This window comes from Enterobacter sp. RHBSTW-00175, assembly GCF_013927005.1.
In the GTDB taxonomy this organism is placed as follows: domain Bacteria; phylum Pseudomonadota; class Gammaproteobacteria; order Enterobacterales; family Enterobacteriaceae; genus Enterobacter.
Map to the genome: position 1 here is coordinate 1,612,467 of NZ_CP055930.1, position 14,109 is coordinate 1,626,575.

A 14,109-nucleotide genomic window follows, 5' to 3' on the forward strand; every position below is an offset into this window, starting at 1 on the left:
ATTTATGGCAGTTTTGCAAGTGTTACATATACCGGACGAGCGCCTTCGCATCGTCGCTGAACCGGTAAAAGAAGTGAATGCAGAAATTCAGCGTATCGTCGATGATATGTTCGATACCATGTACGCCGAAGAAGGCATTGGCCTGGCGGCTACGCAGGTTGACATTCACAAGCGTATTATCGTGATTGACGTCTCTGAAAATCGCGATGGCCGTCTGGTGCTGATCAACCCTGAGCTGCTCGAAAAGAGCGGAGAAACAGGTATCGAGGAAGGCTGTCTGTCCATTCCAGAACAGCGTGCTTTAGTACCACGTGCCGAAAAAGTGAAAATTCGCGCTTTGGATCGTGACGGTAATCCGTTCGAGCTGGAAGCTGACGAACTGCTGGCGATTTGTATTCAACATGAGATGGATCATCTGGTCGGTAAACTGTTTATCGATTATCTCTCGCCACTGAAACAACAGCGTATTCGCCAGAAAGTAGAGAAACTGGATCGTATGCGCTCTCGTGCATAACATCCCGGGATACAAGGAATAACGTGTCTAAATCGCTACGTATTATCTTCGCAGGAACTCCTGATTTTGCAGCGCGCCATCTCGACGCGCTGTTATCTTCTGGCCACCAGGTTGTGGGTGTATTTACTCAACCGGATCGTCCGGCTGGCCGCGGCAAAAAGCTGATGCCGAGCCCGGTAAAAGTACTGGCAGAAGAACACGGACTACCTGTATTCCAGCCCGTATCCTTACGTCCTCAGGAAAATCAGCAACTTGTTGCCGAGCTGAATGCTGACGTCATGGTGGTGGTGGCTTACGGTTTAATTCTGCCAAAAGCTGTTCTTGAAATGCCTCGCCTGGGCTGTGTCAATGTGCACGGCTCTCTGCTGCCTCGCTGGCGCGGCGCTGCACCTATCCAGCGTTCTTTGTGGGCAGGAGATGCAGAAACTGGCGTCACTATCATGAAGATGGACGTGGGTTTAGACACCGGCGACATGTTGTATAAACTCGCCTGCCCGATTACCGCAGAAGACACCAGCGCAACACTTTACGACAAGCTGGCGGATCTTGGCCCTCAGGGTCTCATCGAGACCCTGCAACAGCTTGCGGATAATACGGCGCAGCCTGAAGTTCAGGATGAAGCGCTGGTTACCTATGCCGAAAAGTTGAGCAAAGAAGAAGCTCAGATCGACTGGTCATTGTCGGCAGCTCAGCTTGAACGCTGCATTCGTGCATTTAACCCTTGGCCGATGAGCTGGGTAATGATCGATGATCAGCCAGTAAAAGTCTGGAAAGCTTCCGTCATTGAGGGGCACTCAACCGCAGAGCCCGGTACGATCCTCGATGCGAACAAACAGGGGATCCAGGTTGCAACGGCAGAAGGTATTTTGAACCTTGAGTCGCTCCAGCCTGCGGGTAAGAAAGCGATGAGTGCCCAGGATCTGTTAAATTCCCGTCGCGAATGGTTTATCCCCGGCAAACGTCTTGCCTGAGAAAATTTATCCTTAAGGCCCGGTGTTTCCGGGCATTTTTATTTTTACGGCTATGAAAAAACAAAATCTACGCAGTATGGCGGCGCAGGCCGTCGAACAAGTGGTTGAGCAAGGGCAGTCGCTGAGCAATGTACTGCCACCGCTTCAACAAAAGGTATCGGATAAAGACAAAGCGCTACTTCAGGAGCTGTGCTTTGGTGTCCTGCGCACCCTTTCCCAGCTCGAGTGGCTGATTAACAAGCTGATGTCACGCCCGATGACAGGAAAGCAGCGCACCGTGCATTACCTGATTATGGTTGGATTCTACCAGCTGCTTCATACCCGAATTCCCACTCATGCTGCGCTGGCAGAAACGGTAGAAGGCGCCGTTGCCATTAAACGCCCGCAGCTGAAAGGATTGATCAACGGGGTGCTACGCCAGTTCCAGCGCCAGCAAGAAGCGTTGCTGGCTGAATTTGCCAAGACCGAGAATCAGTTCCTTCACCCGTCATGGCTGCTTAATCGTCTTAAAAAAGCGTATCCGCAGCAGTGGCAGGACATCGCCGGCGCCAATAACCAACGTCCTCCGATGTGGTTACGCGTCAACCGTATTCATCATACCCGCGACGCGTGGCTTGCCCTGCTGGAAGAATCTGGTATGAACGGATTTACGCATGATGCCTATCCTGATGCTGTACGTTTAGCAACCCCGGCGCCAGTACATGCATTACCGGGTTTTGAAGAGGGATGGGTGACGGTTCAGGATGCCTCAGCTCAGGGCTGCATGACATGGCTTGAACCCAAAAATGGCGAGCAGATCCTCGATCTTTGTGCGGCCCCCGGGGGTAAAACGACACATATTCTCGAAGTTGCCCCGCAAGCCAGCGTAATGGCTGTTGATGTCGACGAGCAGCGTCTTTCTCGCGTCTATGACAACCTGAAACGTTTAGGGTTAAAGGCGCAGGTCAAACAGGGTGACGGACGTAAGCCTGCTGAATGGTGTGGTGATACACAATTCGACCGTATCTTGCTGGATGCACCTTGTTCAGCTACCGGCGTGATCCGCCGCCACCCGGACATCAAGTGGCTGCGTCGCGATCGTGATATCAACGAACTTGCTCAGCTGCAAGCCGAAATTCTCGATGCAGTTTGGCCACATCTTAAATCTGGGGGGACACTGGTGTATGCAACCTGTTCAGTTCTTCCAGAAGAAAACTGTCAGCAGATCGCGGCATTCCTGAAACGTACCCCAACTGCTTCACTGCATGGAACAGGTACACCAGAGCGCCCTGGTTTGCAAAACCTGCCAGGTGCTGAAGAAGGCGATGGTTTCTTTTACGCTAAGCTAATCAAAGAGTGATGTGAGAACAGGCCGCAAGATATGAAGATAATCATTCTGGGTGCAGGACAGGTCGGTGGAACACTGGCCGAAAACCTTGTTGGTGAGAACAACGATATCACTATTGTCGATACCAATGGCGATCGACTGCGCGTTTTGCAGGATAAGTTTGACCTTCGGGTTGTACAAGGCCACGGTTCACACCCACGAGTACTTCGCGAAGCCGGTGCAGACGATGCCGATATGCTGGTCGCGGTGACCAGTTCTGACGAAACCAATATGGTTGCGTGCCAGGTTGCTTACTCACTTTTCAACACGCCAAACAGGATTGCTCGCATCCGTTCCCCGGATTATGTCCGTGACGCTGAAAAGCTGTTTAATTCTGAAGCGGTTCCGATTGACCATCTTATTGCGCCAGAACAATTGGTTATCGACAACATTTACCGTCTGATCGAATACCCGGGCGCACTCCAGGTCGTGAACTTCGCCGAAGGAAAAGTGAGCCTGGCCGTAGTTAAAGCTTATTACGGTGGTCCACTGATTGGTAACGCCCTGTCGACCATGCGCGAACATATGCCGCATATCGATACCCGTGTCGCAGCCATTTTCCGTCACGACAGGCCTATTCGTCCGCAAGGCTCGACTATTGTCGAAGCCGGTGACGAGGTCTTCTTTATTGCCGCTTCTCAGCATATCCGTGCGGTAATGAGTGAGCTTCAGCGTCTCGAAAAGCCGTACAAACGCATTATGTTGGTCGGCGGTGGTAATATCGGCGCGGGCCTGGCGCGTCGGCTGGAAAAAGACTATAGCGTGAAGTTGATCGAGCGCGATCAACAACGTGCGTCTGAGCTCGCTGAAAAATTACAGAACACGATCGTGTTTTATGGTGATGCGTCGGATCAAGAGTTGCTGGCCGAAGAACATATTGATCAAGTCGATCTGTTTATTGCCGTCACCAACGATGATGAAGCGAATATCATGTCGGCGATGCTCGCAAAACGGATGGGAGCCAAAAAGGTGATGGTGCTTATTCAGCGCCGCGCCTACGTAGACCTGGTCCAGGGTAGTGTCATTGATATTGCGATTTCGCCGCAACAGGCCACTATTTCTGCACTGCTAAGCCACGTTCGTAAGGCCGACATCGTTGGTGTTTCGTCTCTTCGTCGCGGTGTCGCTGAGGCTATCGAAGCCGTTGCACACGGTGATGAAACAACCTCCCGCGTGGTAGGCAGGGCGATTGATGAAATTAAACTACCGCCAGGCACCATAATTGGGGCGGTGGTGCGTGGTAATGATGTCATGATCGCCAATGATAATTTGCGTATCGAGCAAGGTGACCATGTCATTATGTTCCTTACCGATAAAAAATTTATTACCGACGTCGAACGTTTATTCCAGCCAAGTCCATTCTTCCTGTAATGATTGGGGTGCTCTTAAAAGGGCACCCCCAAAATTAACCCTCTCATTAATATGCCATTAATTTTTCATAACGATTATTTATCACCAATGGAAATTAGCTAATCATTTGTTAAACTTATAATCGTCAGCTGGCTCAAGGAGAACATAATGAGTTTTATTAAAGAGTTTCGCGAATTTGCGATGCGCGGGAATGTGGTGGATTTGGCTGTGGGTGTCATTATTGGTGCGGCGTTCGGTAAGATCGTTTCATCACTGGTAGCCGACATTATTATGCCACCTTTAGGGTTGTTAATCGGGGGCATTGATTTTAAACAGTTCGCGGTTACGCTGCGGGATGCACAAGGTGATGTCCCTGCGGTTGTGATGCACTACGGTGTGTTCATCCAGAACATCTTCGATTTTGTGATTGTCGCGTTTGCTATTTTTATGGCGATCAAGCTTATCAACAAGCTTAACCGCAAAAAAGAAGAGCCGGCAGCAGCACCTGCACCAACCAAAGAAGAAGTACTGTTGACCGAAATCCGCGACCTGTTAAAAGAACAAAATAACCGTTCTTAATCAGAAGCAAAAAACAGGAAGGCCAGTGGTAAAAAAGCAATTTGCTCTCTTGCCACTGGCCTCCCAGTTACCCCGATTGCCATGTTTGCCCTTACGCAGATAACTTCCTTTCCCCTTTTTATTCTTCTCTACCCGCTGCCGGAAAAGTGGATCATGGAGCAGGGCTTCGATGGCATTGTCTTTAATTTGCCCCTTCGTATGCTGATAGCGACTCATAATTTCTCCTGAGTATGGTTTAAGTCGACCGGAGTCTAGACCTGGACGTACTAAAAATCAACACCCCTGTGTTTCTCCACTTGCTCCCTGCTCGAGTGCTTCAAGGATCGAGCAATAGACGCTGCTATGGGCTGTACCACAGCAGGCATCATTCAGGCGCTGTAGTGACCGCTGCATCGTCTGAAGCTCCTGGATCCGCGCTTCTACTTCATCCAGTCTGGCCTGAACAATGCTCTTCGACTCCTGGCAAGTATGATGTGCCGGATCTATGCGGATCGATAAAAGCTCACGGATGGAATCAAGGGTAAAACCAAGCTGGCGTGCGTAACGTATAAACCGGAGGCGCTGTAGATCATTATCGGTATAAAGACGAAACCCACCTTCCGTGCGCACCTCATGGTCAATCATCTGCTGCTTTTCGTAATAACGAATGGTGTCGGGTGTTACGTTTGCAAGCTTTGCGAGTTCACCAATACGATACATAACTACTCCTCCTTCATTTTGTGCATCAGCCGTTCACAATACTCGCCATGCAGAAAATCTGTATTCATTCCAGCCTGGCGCAGTTTCAATTCGATCAATGCCAGACGACGGCTAATTTCTGGATGCCGGGGATCGTCCTTGCGAATGCCTTTCAACAGATCAACAAGTTCTACAGCCTCTTTACGCTGCTCAAGCTCCGGGGGTAAGCAACCGGCATTTTTCAGTAAGCGATAGCCAGAACGTAACTCAGGCGCGACATGAGAATCGTCATCCAGCGCTATCGGAGCACCGGCACCGGGGAGATTGTCGAACTCACCTTTTCTTAGGGCATCGCAAATATGGCGTTCTGCCCACTGGTCGAGCAACCACATAACGGACTCCAGGGGATGAACAGAAAAGATACAGTTATTGTAGAGAAGTGGGGATTCTGCGGATATAAAAAAACCCGCCGAAGCGGGTCTTTTTACGTTACTACAGATTACTCTGCAGCAGCTTCTGCTTTCGATTCAGAACGATCAACCAGCTCGATGTAAGCCATCGGAGCGTTGTCGCCTGCACGGAAGCCACACTTCAGAATACGAGTGTAACCACCTGCACGGCTCGCGAAACGCGGGCCCAGTTCGTTAAACAGTTTTGCCACGATCTCGTTATCACGAGTACGGGCGAATGCCAGACGACGATTAGCAACGCTGTCAGTCTTGGCAAGAGTAATCAGCGGCTCAACTACGCGACGCAGCTCTTTCGCTTTAGGCAGGGTCGTCTTGATGATCTCATGACGAACCAGTGAACCTGCCATGTTGCGGAACATAGCCTGGCGATGGCTGCTGTTGCGGTTCAGTTGACGACCACTCTTACGATGGCGCATGACCTTATCCTTCTCAGTAAAACCTTAACCTGTGATCCGGTTACTCGTCAGCAATGCTTGCCGGTGGCCAGTTTTCCAGGCGCATGCCCAGAGACAGACCACGTGAAGCCAGCACGTCTTTAATCTCAGTAAGAGATTTTTTACCCAGGTTCGGCGTTTTCAGCAACTCAACCTCGGTACGCTGTACCAGATCACCGATATAGTGGATAGCTTCTGCCTTAAGGCAGTTAGCAGAGCGGACAGTCAATTCGAGATCGTCAACAGGGCGCAGCAGGATCGGATCGAATTCTGGTTTCTCTTCTTTAACTTCCGGCTGACGAACATCACGTAAGTCAACGAAAGCTTCAAGTTGTTCTGCCAGGATGGTTGCCGCACGACGAATCGCCTCTTCAGGATCGATTGTGCCGTTGGTTTCCATTTCGATGACCAGCTTGTCCAGGTCGGTACGCTGTTCTACACGCGCTGCTTCAACATTGTAGGCAATACGCTCTACAGGGCTGTAACATGCGTCGACCAGCAGACGGCCGATTGGGCGCTCATCTTCTTCCGAATGAATTCGGGCAGAAGCCGGCACATAACCACGACCGCGCTGAACTTTGATACGCATGCTAATAGCTGCGTTCTCATCGGTCAGGTGGCAGATCACGTGCTGCGGCTTGACGATTTCAACATCACCGTCGTGGGTGATGTCGGCTGCAGTCACAGGGCCAATGCCAGATTTATTCAGAGTAAGAATAACTTCATCTTTACCCTGAACTCTCACCGCCAGCCCTTTCAGGTTGAGCAGGATTTCAAGGATATCTTCCTGAACGCCTTCTTTGGTGCTGTACTCATGAAGTACACCATCAATCTCAACCTCGGTCACCGCGCAACCCGGCATCGATGAGAGCAGAATACGGCGCAGTGCGTTACCCAGAGTATGGCCAAAGCCACGCTCTAAAGGCTCAAGGGTCACCTTGGCGTGCGTCGAACTCACTTGCTCGATATCTACCAGGCGCGGTTTTAGAAACTCTGTCACAGAACCCTGCATTGTGTCCTCTCTTTGGTACTAAGCTTTACTTGGAGTAAAGCTCGACGATCAGGTGTTCGTTAATGTCCGCAGACAGATCAGAACGTTCTGGCTGACGCTTGAACGTACCTTCCATCTTGCCAGCATCAACTTCCAGCCAGGTTGGCTTTTCACGCTGCTCAGCCAGCTCCAGAGCGGCCTTCACGCGAGATTGCTTTTTCGCTTTCTCACGAATGCTAACAACGTCATTCGCTTTAACCTGATAAGAAGCGATGTTAACAACACGACCGTTTACCATGATTGCTTTGTGGCTAACCAGCTGACGTGATTCAGCACGAGTAGCGCCGAAGCCCATACGGTATACAACGTTGTCCAGACGACCTTCCAGCAGAGCCAGCAGGTTTTCACCTGTGTTGCCTTTCAGACGTGCTGCTTCTTTATAATAGTTACGGAACTGACGCTCCAGCACACCGTACATACGGCGAACTTTTTGCTTTTCACGCAACTGCACACCATAGTCAGACAGACGCGGTTTACGCGCACCGTGCTGGCCAGGAGCTTGTTCAATTTTACACTTGGTATCGATCGCGCGAACGCCAGACTTAAGGAATAAGTCGGTGCCCTCACGACGGCTCAGCTTGAGCTTAGGACCCAAATATCTTGCCATTTTCTATCTCCAACTAACCTAAAAAACGAGCGTTATACGCGACGTTTTTTCGGCGGACGACAACCGTTATGAGGGATCGGAGTCACATCAGTAATATTAGTGATGCGGAAACCAGCGGCGTTCAGAGCGCGAACGGTAGATTCACGACCCGGACCCGGACCTTTAACCATAACTTCCAGATTCTTGATGCCGTATTCTTTTACGGCTTCAGCGCAACGCTCTGCTGCAACCTGAGCTGCGAACGGAGTGGATTTGCGTGAACCACGGAAACCGGAACCACCGGCTGTTGCCCAACCCAATGCGTTACCCTGACGATCAGTAATAGTAACGATGGTGTTGTTGAAAGAAGCATGGATATGAGCCACGCCGTCAGAGACTTGTTTTCTTACACGCTTACGTGCACGAACTGGTGCCTTTGCCATTATTCAATCACCCCGATTATTTCTTGATCGGTTTGCGCGGACCCTTACGGGTACGTGCGTTGGTCTTAGTACGCTGACCGCGCACTGGCAGACCACGACGATGACGCAAACCGCGATAGCAACCAAGATCCATAAGGCGCTTGATGCTCATGCTAACTTCACGGCGCAGATCACCTTCAACGACAAATTTGGCAACTTCGTCACGCAGCGTGTCGATTTGTTCTTCAGACAGCTCACTGATCTTAACATCTTCAGCGATACCCGCTGCAGCCAGAATGGCTTTAGAACGGGTCTTGCCGACGCCGTAGATCGAAGTTAATGCGATCACAGCATGTTTCTGATCAGGAATGTTAATGCCTGCTATACGGGCCACTATGCACTCCTACTATTTAATATGTACGCACCATGCTGAAAAGCCCGTTTTCAGGATACTCAAATGGATACGTACAGACATACAAAAGATTGGCTGGCTAATCTAGCCAGCTCAACCCAACTTTGCAAGAAAAATATGCGAAATAATCAGCCTTGGCGCTGTTTATGCTTCGGCTCGGCACTGCAAATCACGCGGATGACGCCATCACGCTTAACGATTTTGCAGTTACGGCATAATTTCTTGACGGAAGCACGAACTTTCATTTTTACTCTCCGTAACTTCTCAGGCGACCAATTAGCGGCCGTAGCCTTTCAGGTTCGCCTTCTTCAATGCAGACTCATACTGACTGGACATCATCAGAGTTTGCACTTGAGCCATAAAGTCCATAATCACGACAACAACGATAAGCAGTGAAGTCCCACCGAAGTAGAACGGTACTTTCATTGCATCACGCATGAACTCCGGGATCAGGCAGATAAAAGTAATATAAAGCGCACCAACCAAAGTCAGGCGAGTCATTACTTTATCGATATACTTCGCCGTTTGCTCTCCCGGACGAATTCCTGGTACAAATGCACCGGACTTCTTCAGGTTATCTGCTGTTTCACGCGGGTTGAAGACCAACGCCGTGTAGAAGAAACAGAAGAAGATGATCGCAGACGCATAGAGTAACACATAAAGTGGTTGCCCAGGCTGCAAATACAGCGAAATTGTTGTCAGCCAGTTCCAACCAGTCCCGCCCCCGAACCATGACGCGATGGTCGCCGGGAACAGAATAATACTGGAAGCGAAGATTGCCGGGATTACCCCTGCCATATTCACTTTCAGCGGTAAATGTGTGCTCTGTGCAGCATAGACACGACGACCCTGTTGACGTTTAGCGTAGTTCACCACAATGCGGCGTTGACCACGTTCAACGAAGACAACAAAGAACGTCACTGCAAATACTAATACTGCAACCAACAGCAACAGGAGGAAGTGCAGGTCGCCTTGACGCGCTTGCTCGATAGTGTGGGCAATGGCTGGCGGGAGTCCCGCAACAATGCCGGCGAAGATAATGATTGAGATACCGTTACCGATACCACGTTCAGTAATCTGTTCGCCGAGCCACATCAGGAACATGGTTCCTGTGACCAGACTTACAACAGCGGTGAAGTAGAATGCAAAGCCTGGATTAATCACCAGGCCCTGCATACCAGGCATATTCGGCAAACCGGTAGCAATACCGATAGACTGGAATATAGCCAGCACCAGAGTGCCGTAACGGGTGTACTGACTGATCTTACGACGTCCGGACTCCCCTTCTTTCTTCAACTCTGCCAGGGCTGGATGAACAACCGTCAGCAGCTGGATAATAATGGATGCCGAAATGTACGGCATAATACCCAGAGCAAAGATAGAAGCACGGCTGAGAGCACCACCAGAGAACATGTTGAACATTTCAATGATGGTGCCTCGCTGTTGCTCAAGCAGTTTGGCAAGTACAGCGGCATCGATACCAGGGATCGGAATAAAAGAGCCAATACGGAAAACAATCAGCGCGCCGATAACAAACAGCAGTCTGCGTTTCAGCTCGCCAAAACCACCTTTGGCACTTTGAAAATCTAATCCCGGTTGCTTAGCCATCTGCTACTTATTCCTCAATTTTACCGCCAGCAGCTTCGATAGCAGCACGAGCACCTTTAGTCACACGCAGGCCACGAACAGTTACCGGAGTAGAAACTTCACCAGCCAGGATCACTTTCGCGAACTCGATCTGGATACCGATAATGTTAGCTGCTTTCAGCGTGTTCAGGTCCACAACGCCGCCTTCAACTTTCGCCAGGTCAGACAGACGGATTTCCGCTGTGATCGCTGCTTTGCGAGAGGTGAAGCCGAACTTCGGCAGACGACGGTACAGTGGCATCTGACCACCCTCGAAACCGCGACGTACGCCACCGCCAGAACGAGAGTTCTGGCCTTTGTGACCACGACCACCGGTTTTACCGAGGCCAGAACCGATACCACGACCCAGGCGTTTACCCGCCTTTTTAGAGCCTTCGGCCGGAGACAGAGTATTTAAACGCATCTCTTACTCCTCAACTTTAACCATGAAGTAAACCGCGTTGACCATACCGCGAACAGCAGGAGTATCCTCGCGCTCAACAGTATGACCAATACGACGCAGACCCAGGCCAAGCAGCGTTGCCTTGTGTTTCGGCAGACGACCGATTGCACTGCGGGTTTGAGTGATTTTAATAGTCTTTGCCATGGTCAATTACCCCAGAATTTCTTCAACGGATTTACCACGCTTGGCAGCGACCATTTCTGGAGAATTCATATTTTCCAGGCCATCAATAGTTGCACGAACCACGTTAATCGGGTTGGTGGAACCATATGCTTTAGCCAGAACGTTATGAACCCCAGCAACTTCCAGAACGGCGCGCATTGCACCACCGGCGATGATACCGGTACCTTCGGAAGCTGGCTGCATGAATACACGAGAACCCGTGTGAACACCTTTAACAGGGTGTTGCAGGGTGCCGTGGTTCAGCGCGACGTTAATCATATTGCGACGGGCTTTTTCCATCGCTTTCTGGATCGCTGCTGGAACTTCACGCGCTTTACCGTAACCAAAACCAACGCGACCGTTACCATCACCAACTACAGTCAGAGCTGTGAAGGAGAAAATACGACCACCTTTAACGGTTTTAGATACGCGGTTAACCGCGATCAGCTTTTCCTGCAGTTCGCCAGCCTGTTTTTCGATGTGAGCCATCTTACACCTCTACCTTAGAACTGAAGGCCAGCTTCACGGGCAGCATCTGCCAGTGCCTGGACACGACCATGATATTGGAACCCGGAACGGTCAAAGGAAACATTGCTGATGCCTTTTTCCAGAGCGCGTTCTGCAACAGCTTTACCTACAGCTGCAGCGGCGTCTTTGTTACCGGTGTACTTCAATTGTTCTGCAATAGCTTTTTCTACAGTAGAAGCAGCTACCAGAACTTCAGAACCGTTCGGTGCAATTACCTGTGCGTAAATATGACGCGGGGTACGATGTACCACCAGGCGAGTTGCACCCAGCTCTTTGAGCTTGCGGCGTGCGCGGGTCGCACGACGGATACGAGCAGATTTCTTATCCATAGTGTTACCTTACTTCTTCTTAGCCTCTTTGGTACGCACGACTTCGTCGGCGTAACGAACACCCTTGCCTTTGTAAGGCTCAGGACGACGGTAGGCGCGCAGATCTGCTGCAACCTGACCGATCAGCTGTTTATCAGCGCCTTTCAGCACGATTTCAGTCTGAGTCGGGCATTCTGCAGTGATACCGGCCGGCAGCGGATGCTCAACAGGGTGTGAGAAGCCCAGAGACAGGCCTACTGCATTCCCTTTGATAGCTGCACGATAACCAACACCAACCAGCTGAAGCTTTTTAGTGAAGCCTTCGGTAACACCAACAACCATTGAGTTCAGCAGGGCACGCGCGGTACCAGCCTGAGCCCATCCATCCACGAAACCATCACGTGGACCGAAGGTCAGAGCGTTGTCTGCATGTTTAACTTCAACAGCATTGTTGAGGGTACGAGTCAGCTCGCCGTTTTTACCTTTGATCGTAATAACCTGACCGTCGATTTTTACATCAACGCCGGCAGGAATGACGACCGGTGCTTTAGCAACACGAGACATTCTTTCCTCCGATTAGGCTACGTAGCAGATAATTTCGCCACCAAGACCAGCTTGGCGCGCTGCACGATCAGTCATAACACCTTTAGAGGTAGAAACAACTGCGATACCAAGACCAGCCATAACTTTTGGCAGCTCATCTTTTTTCTTATAGATGCGCAGGCCTGGGCGGCTGACACGCTGAATGCTTTCTACAACAGCTTTACCCTGGAAATACTTGAGAGTAAGTTCCAGTTCCGGCTTGGTGTCGCCTTCAACTTTAAAATCTTCGATAAAACCTTCTTCCTTCAGCACGTTGGCAATTGCCACTTTCAGCTTGGCGGAAGGCATGGTGACCGCAACTTTGTTCGCGGCCTGACCGTTACGGATACGGGTCAGCATATCCGCGATCGGATCTTGCATGCTCATCTGTCTTTACTCCCGTGATTCAATTGGTAATTACCAGCTAGCCTTTTTCAAGCCTGGCACTTCACCGCGCATAGCGGCTTCACGCAGTTTGATACGGCTCAACCCAAACTTGCCCACATAACCATGTGGACGACCTGTTTGACGACAGCGGTTACGCTGACGAGACGGGCTGGAATCACGCGGCAGAGACTGCAGCTTGAGAACCGCATTCCAACGATCTTCGTCGGAAGCGTTCACATCAGAAATGATCGCTTTCAGTTCAGCGCGTTTAGCGAAGAATTTATCAGCTAAAGCTACGCGCTTTACTTCGCGTGCTTTCATTGATTGCTTAGCCATTCAGTAACCCTACCTTACTTGCGGAACGGGAAGTCAAAGGCAGCCAGCAGAGCACGGCCTTCTTCGTCAGATTTCGCAGTAGTGGTAATGGTAATATCCAAACCACGCACGCGGTCGACTTTATCGTAGTCGATTTCTGGGAAGATGATCTGCTCACGGACACCCATGCTGTAGTTACCACGACCGTCGAAAGACTTAGCGGACAAGCCACGGAAGTCACGGATACGTGGAACAGCAATAGTGATCAGGCGCTCAAAGAACTCCCACATGCGTTCGCCACGCAGAGTTACTTTACAGCCGATCGGATAGCCCTGACGGATTTTGAAGCCTGCAACTGATTTGCGTGCTTTGGTGATCAACGGCTTTTGACCGGAGATTGCTGTCAGATCAGCTGCTGCGTTATCCAGCAGTTTCTTGTCAGCGATCGCTTCACCAACACCCATGTTCAGGGTGATCTTCTCGACCCGAGGGACTTGCATGACAGAATTGTAGTTAAACTCAGTCATGAGTTTGCTAACTACTTCGTCTTTGTAGTAATCATGCAGTTTCGCCATCGTACTACTCCAAATTACTTGATAGTTTCGCTGTTAGACTTGAAGAAACGGACTTTTTTGCCGTCTTCGAATCTAAAGCCTACACGGTCAGCCTTGCCGGTAGCCGCATTGAAGATTGCAACGTTAGAAACCTGAATAGCAGCTTCTTTTTCAACGATGCCACCTGGTTGGTTCAGGGCCGGAACCGGCTTCTGATGTTTCTTAACCAGGTTGATACCTTCAACGACGAGTTTGCCGGAAGACAGAACATTTTTTACTTTACCGCGTTTACCTTTATCTTTACCGGTTAACACGATAACTTCGTCATCACGACGGATTTTCGCTGCCATG

24 protein-coding genes are annotated in these 14,109 nt (G+C 50.3%); 5 read left to right on the forward strand and 19 right to left on the reverse strand.

The window, feature by feature from the left end; all coding sequences use genetic code 11:
- The first annotated feature begins 4 nt into the window (after window positions 1-4).
- The 5 genes from def to mscL all read left to right on the forward strand — a co-directional run bounded on the left by def (window position 5) and on the right by mscL (window position 4,780).
- Window positions 5-514 carry a peptide deformylase gene (def, locus tag HV107_RS07595; RefSeq protein WP_014072050.1) on the forward strand — a complete coding sequence of 170 codons (510 nt, stop codon included), beginning with the start codon at window positions 5-7 and terminating at the stop codon, window positions 512-514.
- Between the two features lie 23 nt (window positions 515-537).
- On the forward strand, window positions 538-1,485 hold the full coding sequence (gene fmt, locus HV107_RS07600) for a methionyl-tRNA formyltransferase (RefSeq protein WP_182062741.1): 948 nt from the start codon (window positions 538-540) through the stop codon (window positions 1,483-1,485).
- Window positions 1,486-1,537: 52 nt separating this feature from the next.
- Window positions 1,538-2,824, forward strand: coding sequence for a 16S rRNA (cytosine(967)-C(5))-methyltransferase RsmB (gene rsmB / locus HV107_RS07605; RefSeq protein ID WP_182062742.1), 1,287 nt, complete (start codon window positions 1,538-1,540; stop codon window positions 2,822-2,824).
- Window positions 2,825-2,845: 21 nt separating this feature from the next.
- Window positions 2,846-4,222 carry a Trk system potassium transporter TrkA gene (trkA, locus tag HV107_RS07610; protein ID WP_013099016.1) on the forward strand — a complete coding sequence of 459 codons (1,377 nt, stop codon included), beginning with the start codon at window positions 2,846-2,848 and terminating at the stop codon, window positions 4,220-4,222.
- Between the two features lie 147 nt (window positions 4,223-4,369).
- A complete protein-coding gene (gene mscL, locus HV107_RS07615; RefSeq protein ID WP_014072054.1) occupies window positions 4,370-4,780 on the forward strand; it encodes a large-conductance mechanosensitive channel protein MscL in 411 nt (136 codons plus the stop codon).
- On the opposite strand, the gene HV107_RS07620 is transcribed toward mscL, so the two are convergent.
- The 19 genes from HV107_RS07620 to rplX all read right to left on the reverse strand — a co-directional run bounded on the left by HV107_RS07620 (window position 4,781) and on the right by rplX (window position 14,108).
- On the reverse strand, window positions 4,781-4,996 hold the full coding sequence (locus tag HV107_RS07620; RefSeq protein WP_182062744.1) for an alternative ribosome-rescue factor A: 216 nt from the start codon (window positions 4,994-4,996) through the stop codon (window positions 4,781-4,783).
- Window positions 4,997-5,053: 57 nt separating this feature from the next.
- Window positions 5,054-5,479 (reverse strand): Zn(2+)-responsive transcriptional regulator, encoded by a 426-nt coding sequence (zntR, locus tag HV107_RS07625; RefSeq protein ID WP_182062745.1) that lies wholly within the window; start codon window positions 5,477-5,479, stop codon window positions 5,054-5,056.
- Window positions 5,480-5,481: 2 nt separating this feature from the next.
- On the reverse strand, window positions 5,482-5,850 hold the full coding sequence (locus tag HV107_RS07630; protein WP_182062747.1) for a DUF1992 domain-containing protein: 369 nt from the start codon (window positions 5,848-5,850) through the stop codon (window positions 5,482-5,484).
- A 107-nt stretch (window positions 5,851-5,957) separates the two neighbouring features.
- Window positions 5,958-6,344, reverse strand: a complete 387-nt coding sequence (gene rplQ, locus HV107_RS07635) for a 50S ribosomal protein L17 (protein WP_001216372.1) — start codon at window positions 6,342-6,344, stop codon at window positions 5,958-5,960.
- Window positions 6,345-6,384: 40 nt separating this feature from the next.
- Window positions 6,385-7,374 carry a DNA-directed RNA polymerase subunit alpha gene (locus tag HV107_RS07640; RefSeq protein WP_002919219.1) on the reverse strand — a complete coding sequence of 330 codons (990 nt, stop codon included), beginning with the start codon at window positions 7,372-7,374 and terminating at the stop codon, window positions 6,385-6,387.
- A gap of 25 nt (window positions 7,375-7,399) precedes the next feature.
- Window positions 7,400-8,020: a 30S ribosomal protein S4 gene (gene rpsD / locus HV107_RS07645; RefSeq protein WP_004868345.1), complete on the reverse strand. Its 621-nt coding sequence runs from the start codon at window positions 8,018-8,020 to the stop codon at window positions 7,400-7,402.
- A 32-nt stretch (window positions 8,021-8,052) separates the two neighbouring features.
- Window positions 8,053-8,442 carry a 30S ribosomal protein S11 gene (gene rpsK, locus HV107_RS07650; RefSeq protein WP_003863312.1) on the reverse strand — a complete coding sequence of 130 codons (390 nt, stop codon included), beginning with the start codon at window positions 8,440-8,442 and terminating at the stop codon, window positions 8,053-8,055.
- Between the two features lie 16 nt (window positions 8,443-8,458).
- A complete protein-coding gene (gene rpsM, locus HV107_RS07655; RefSeq protein WP_003031135.1) occupies window positions 8,459-8,815 on the reverse strand; it encodes a 30S ribosomal protein S13 in 357 nt (118 codons plus the stop codon).
- Window positions 8,816-8,961: 146 nt separating this feature from the next.
- A complete protein-coding gene (rpmJ, locus tag HV107_RS07660) occupies window positions 8,962-9,078 on the reverse strand; it encodes a 50S ribosomal protein L36 (protein ID WP_000868187.1) in 117 nt (38 codons plus the stop codon).
- 31 nt (window positions 9,079-9,109) lie between these two features.
- Window positions 9,110-10,441 (reverse strand): preprotein translocase subunit SecY, encoded by a 1,332-nt coding sequence (secY, locus tag HV107_RS07665; RefSeq protein ID WP_061706985.1) that lies wholly within the window; start codon window positions 10,439-10,441, stop codon window positions 9,110-9,112.
- A gap of 7 nt (window positions 10,442-10,448) precedes the next feature.
- Complete coding sequence (rplO, locus tag HV107_RS07670; protein WP_003863304.1) at window positions 10,449-10,883, reverse strand: 50S ribosomal protein L15; 435 nt, start codon at window positions 10,881-10,883, stop codon at window positions 10,449-10,451.
- Window positions 10,884-10,886: 3 nt separating this feature from the next.
- Entirely contained in the window at window positions 10,887-11,066 is a 180-nt protein-coding gene (rpmD, locus tag HV107_RS07675) for a 50S ribosomal protein L30 (RefSeq protein WP_003863301.1), read from the reverse strand.
- Between the two features lie 6 nt (window positions 11,067-11,072).
- On the reverse strand, window positions 11,073-11,573 hold the full coding sequence (gene rpsE, locus HV107_RS07680; protein ID WP_002438697.1) for a 30S ribosomal protein S5: 501 nt from the start codon (window positions 11,571-11,573) through the stop codon (window positions 11,073-11,075).
- 14 nt (window positions 11,574-11,587) lie between these two features.
- Window positions 11,588-11,941 (reverse strand): 50S ribosomal protein L18, encoded by a 354-nt coding sequence (rplR, locus tag HV107_RS07685; RefSeq protein ID WP_013099023.1) that lies wholly within the window; start codon window positions 11,939-11,941, stop codon window positions 11,588-11,590.
- Between the two features lie 9 nt (window positions 11,942-11,950).
- Complete coding sequence (gene rplF / locus HV107_RS07690) at window positions 11,951-12,484, reverse strand: 50S ribosomal protein L6 (RefSeq protein ID WP_006178917.1); 534 nt, start codon at window positions 12,482-12,484, stop codon at window positions 11,951-11,953.
- A gap of 12 nt (window positions 12,485-12,496) precedes the next feature.
- Entirely contained in the window at window positions 12,497-12,889 is a 393-nt protein-coding gene (gene rpsH, locus HV107_RS07695) for a 30S ribosomal protein S8 (RefSeq protein WP_006178918.1), read from the reverse strand.
- Window positions 12,890-12,919: 30 nt separating this feature from the next.
- Complete coding sequence (gene rpsN / locus HV107_RS07700) at window positions 12,920-13,225, reverse strand: 30S ribosomal protein S14 (protein WP_003863291.1); 306 nt, start codon at window positions 13,223-13,225, stop codon at window positions 12,920-12,922.
- A 14-nt stretch (window positions 13,226-13,239) separates the two neighbouring features.
- Window positions 13,240-13,779, reverse strand: a complete 540-nt coding sequence (gene rplE / locus HV107_RS07705; protein ID WP_103780723.1) for a 50S ribosomal protein L5 — start codon at window positions 13,777-13,779, stop codon at window positions 13,240-13,242.
- A gap of 14 nt (window positions 13,780-13,793) precedes the next feature.
- Window positions 13,794-14,108 (reverse strand): 50S ribosomal protein L24, encoded by a 315-nt coding sequence (gene rplX / locus HV107_RS07710; protein ID WP_003863287.1) that lies wholly within the window; start codon window positions 14,106-14,108, stop codon window positions 13,794-13,796.
- Between the last annotated feature and the right edge of the window lies 1 nt (window position 14,109).

Bases quoted from the DNA above. Each gene is read 5' to 3' on its own strand.
- rplO (WP_003863304.1), bottom strand. From the start codon at position 10,883: ATGCGTTTAAATACTCTGTCTCCGGCCGAAGGCTCTAAAAAGGCGGGT.
- rpmJ (WP_000868187.1), bottom strand. From the start codon at position 9,078: ATGAAAGTTCGTGCTTCCGTCAAGAAATTATGCCGTAACTGCAAAATC.
- rplE (WP_103780723.1), bottom strand. From the start codon at position 13,779: ATGGCGAAACTGCATGATTACTACAAAGACGAAGTAGTTAGCAAACTC.
- mscL (WP_014072054.1), top strand. From the start codon at position 4,370: ATGAGTTTTATTAAAGAGTTTCGCGAATTTGCGATGCGCGGGAATGTG.
- trkA (WP_013099016.1), top strand. From the start codon at position 2,846: ATGAAGATAATCATTCTGGGTGCAGGACAGGTCGGTGGAACACTGGCC.
- rpsK (WP_003863312.1), bottom strand. From the start codon at position 8,442: ATGGCAAAGGCACCAGTTCGTGCACGTAAGCGTGTAAGAAAACAAGTC.
- rplR (WP_013099023.1), bottom strand. From the start codon at position 11,941: ATGGATAAGAAATCTGCTCGTATCCGTCGTGCGACCCGCGCACGCCGC.
- rplQ (WP_001216372.1), bottom strand. From the start codon at position 6,344: ATGCGCCATCGTAAGAGTGGTCGTCAACTGAACCGCAACAGCAGCCAT.
- rsmB (WP_182062742.1), top strand. From the start codon at position 1,538: ATGAAAAAACAAAATCTACGCAGTATGGCGGCGCAGGCCGTCGAACAA.
- def (WP_014072050.1), top strand. From the start codon at position 5: ATGGCAGTTTTGCAAGTGTTACATATACCGGACGAGCGCCTTCGCATC.
- rpsE (WP_002438697.1), bottom strand. From the start codon at position 11,573: ATGGCTCACATCGAAAAACAGGCTGGCGAACTGCAGGAAAAGCTGATC.
- rplF (WP_006178917.1), bottom strand. From the start codon at position 12,484: ATGTCTCGTGTTGCTAAAGCACCGGTCGTCATTCCTGCCGGCGTTGAT.
- secY (WP_061706985.1), bottom strand. From the start codon at position 10,441: ATGGCTAAGCAACCGGGATTAGATTTTCAAAGTGCCAAAGGTGGTTTT.
- HV107_RS07630 (WP_182062747.1), bottom strand. From the start codon at position 5,850: ATGTGGTTGCTCGACCAGTGGGCAGAACGCCATATTTGCGATGCCCTA.
- rpsH (WP_006178918.1), bottom strand. From the start codon at position 12,889: ATGAGCATGCAAGATCCGATCGCGGATATGCTGACCCGTATCCGTAAC.
- HV107_RS07640 (WP_002919219.1), bottom strand. From the start codon at position 7,374: ATGCAGGGTTCTGTGACAGAGTTTCTAAAACCGCGCCTGGTAGATATC.
- HV107_RS07620 (WP_182062744.1), bottom strand. From the start codon at position 4,996: ATGAGTCGCTATCAGCATACGAAGGGGCAAATTAAAGACAATGCCATC.
- zntR (WP_182062745.1), bottom strand. From the start codon at position 5,479: ATGTATCGTATTGGTGAACTCGCAAAGCTTGCAAACGTAACACCCGAC.
- rpmD (WP_003863301.1), bottom strand. From the start codon at position 11,066: ATGGCAAAGACTATTAAAATCACTCAAACCCGCAGTGCAATCGGTCGT.
- rpsN (WP_003863291.1), bottom strand. From the start codon at position 13,225: ATGGCTAAGCAATCAATGAAAGCACGCGAAGTAAAGCGCGTAGCTTTA.
- rpsD (WP_004868345.1), bottom strand. From the start codon at position 8,020: ATGGCAAGATATTTGGGTCCTAAGCTCAAGCTGAGCCGTCGTGAGGGC.
- rplX (WP_003863287.1), bottom strand. From the start codon at position 14,108: ATGGCAGCGAAAATCCGTCGTGATGACGAAGTTATCGTGTTAACCGGT.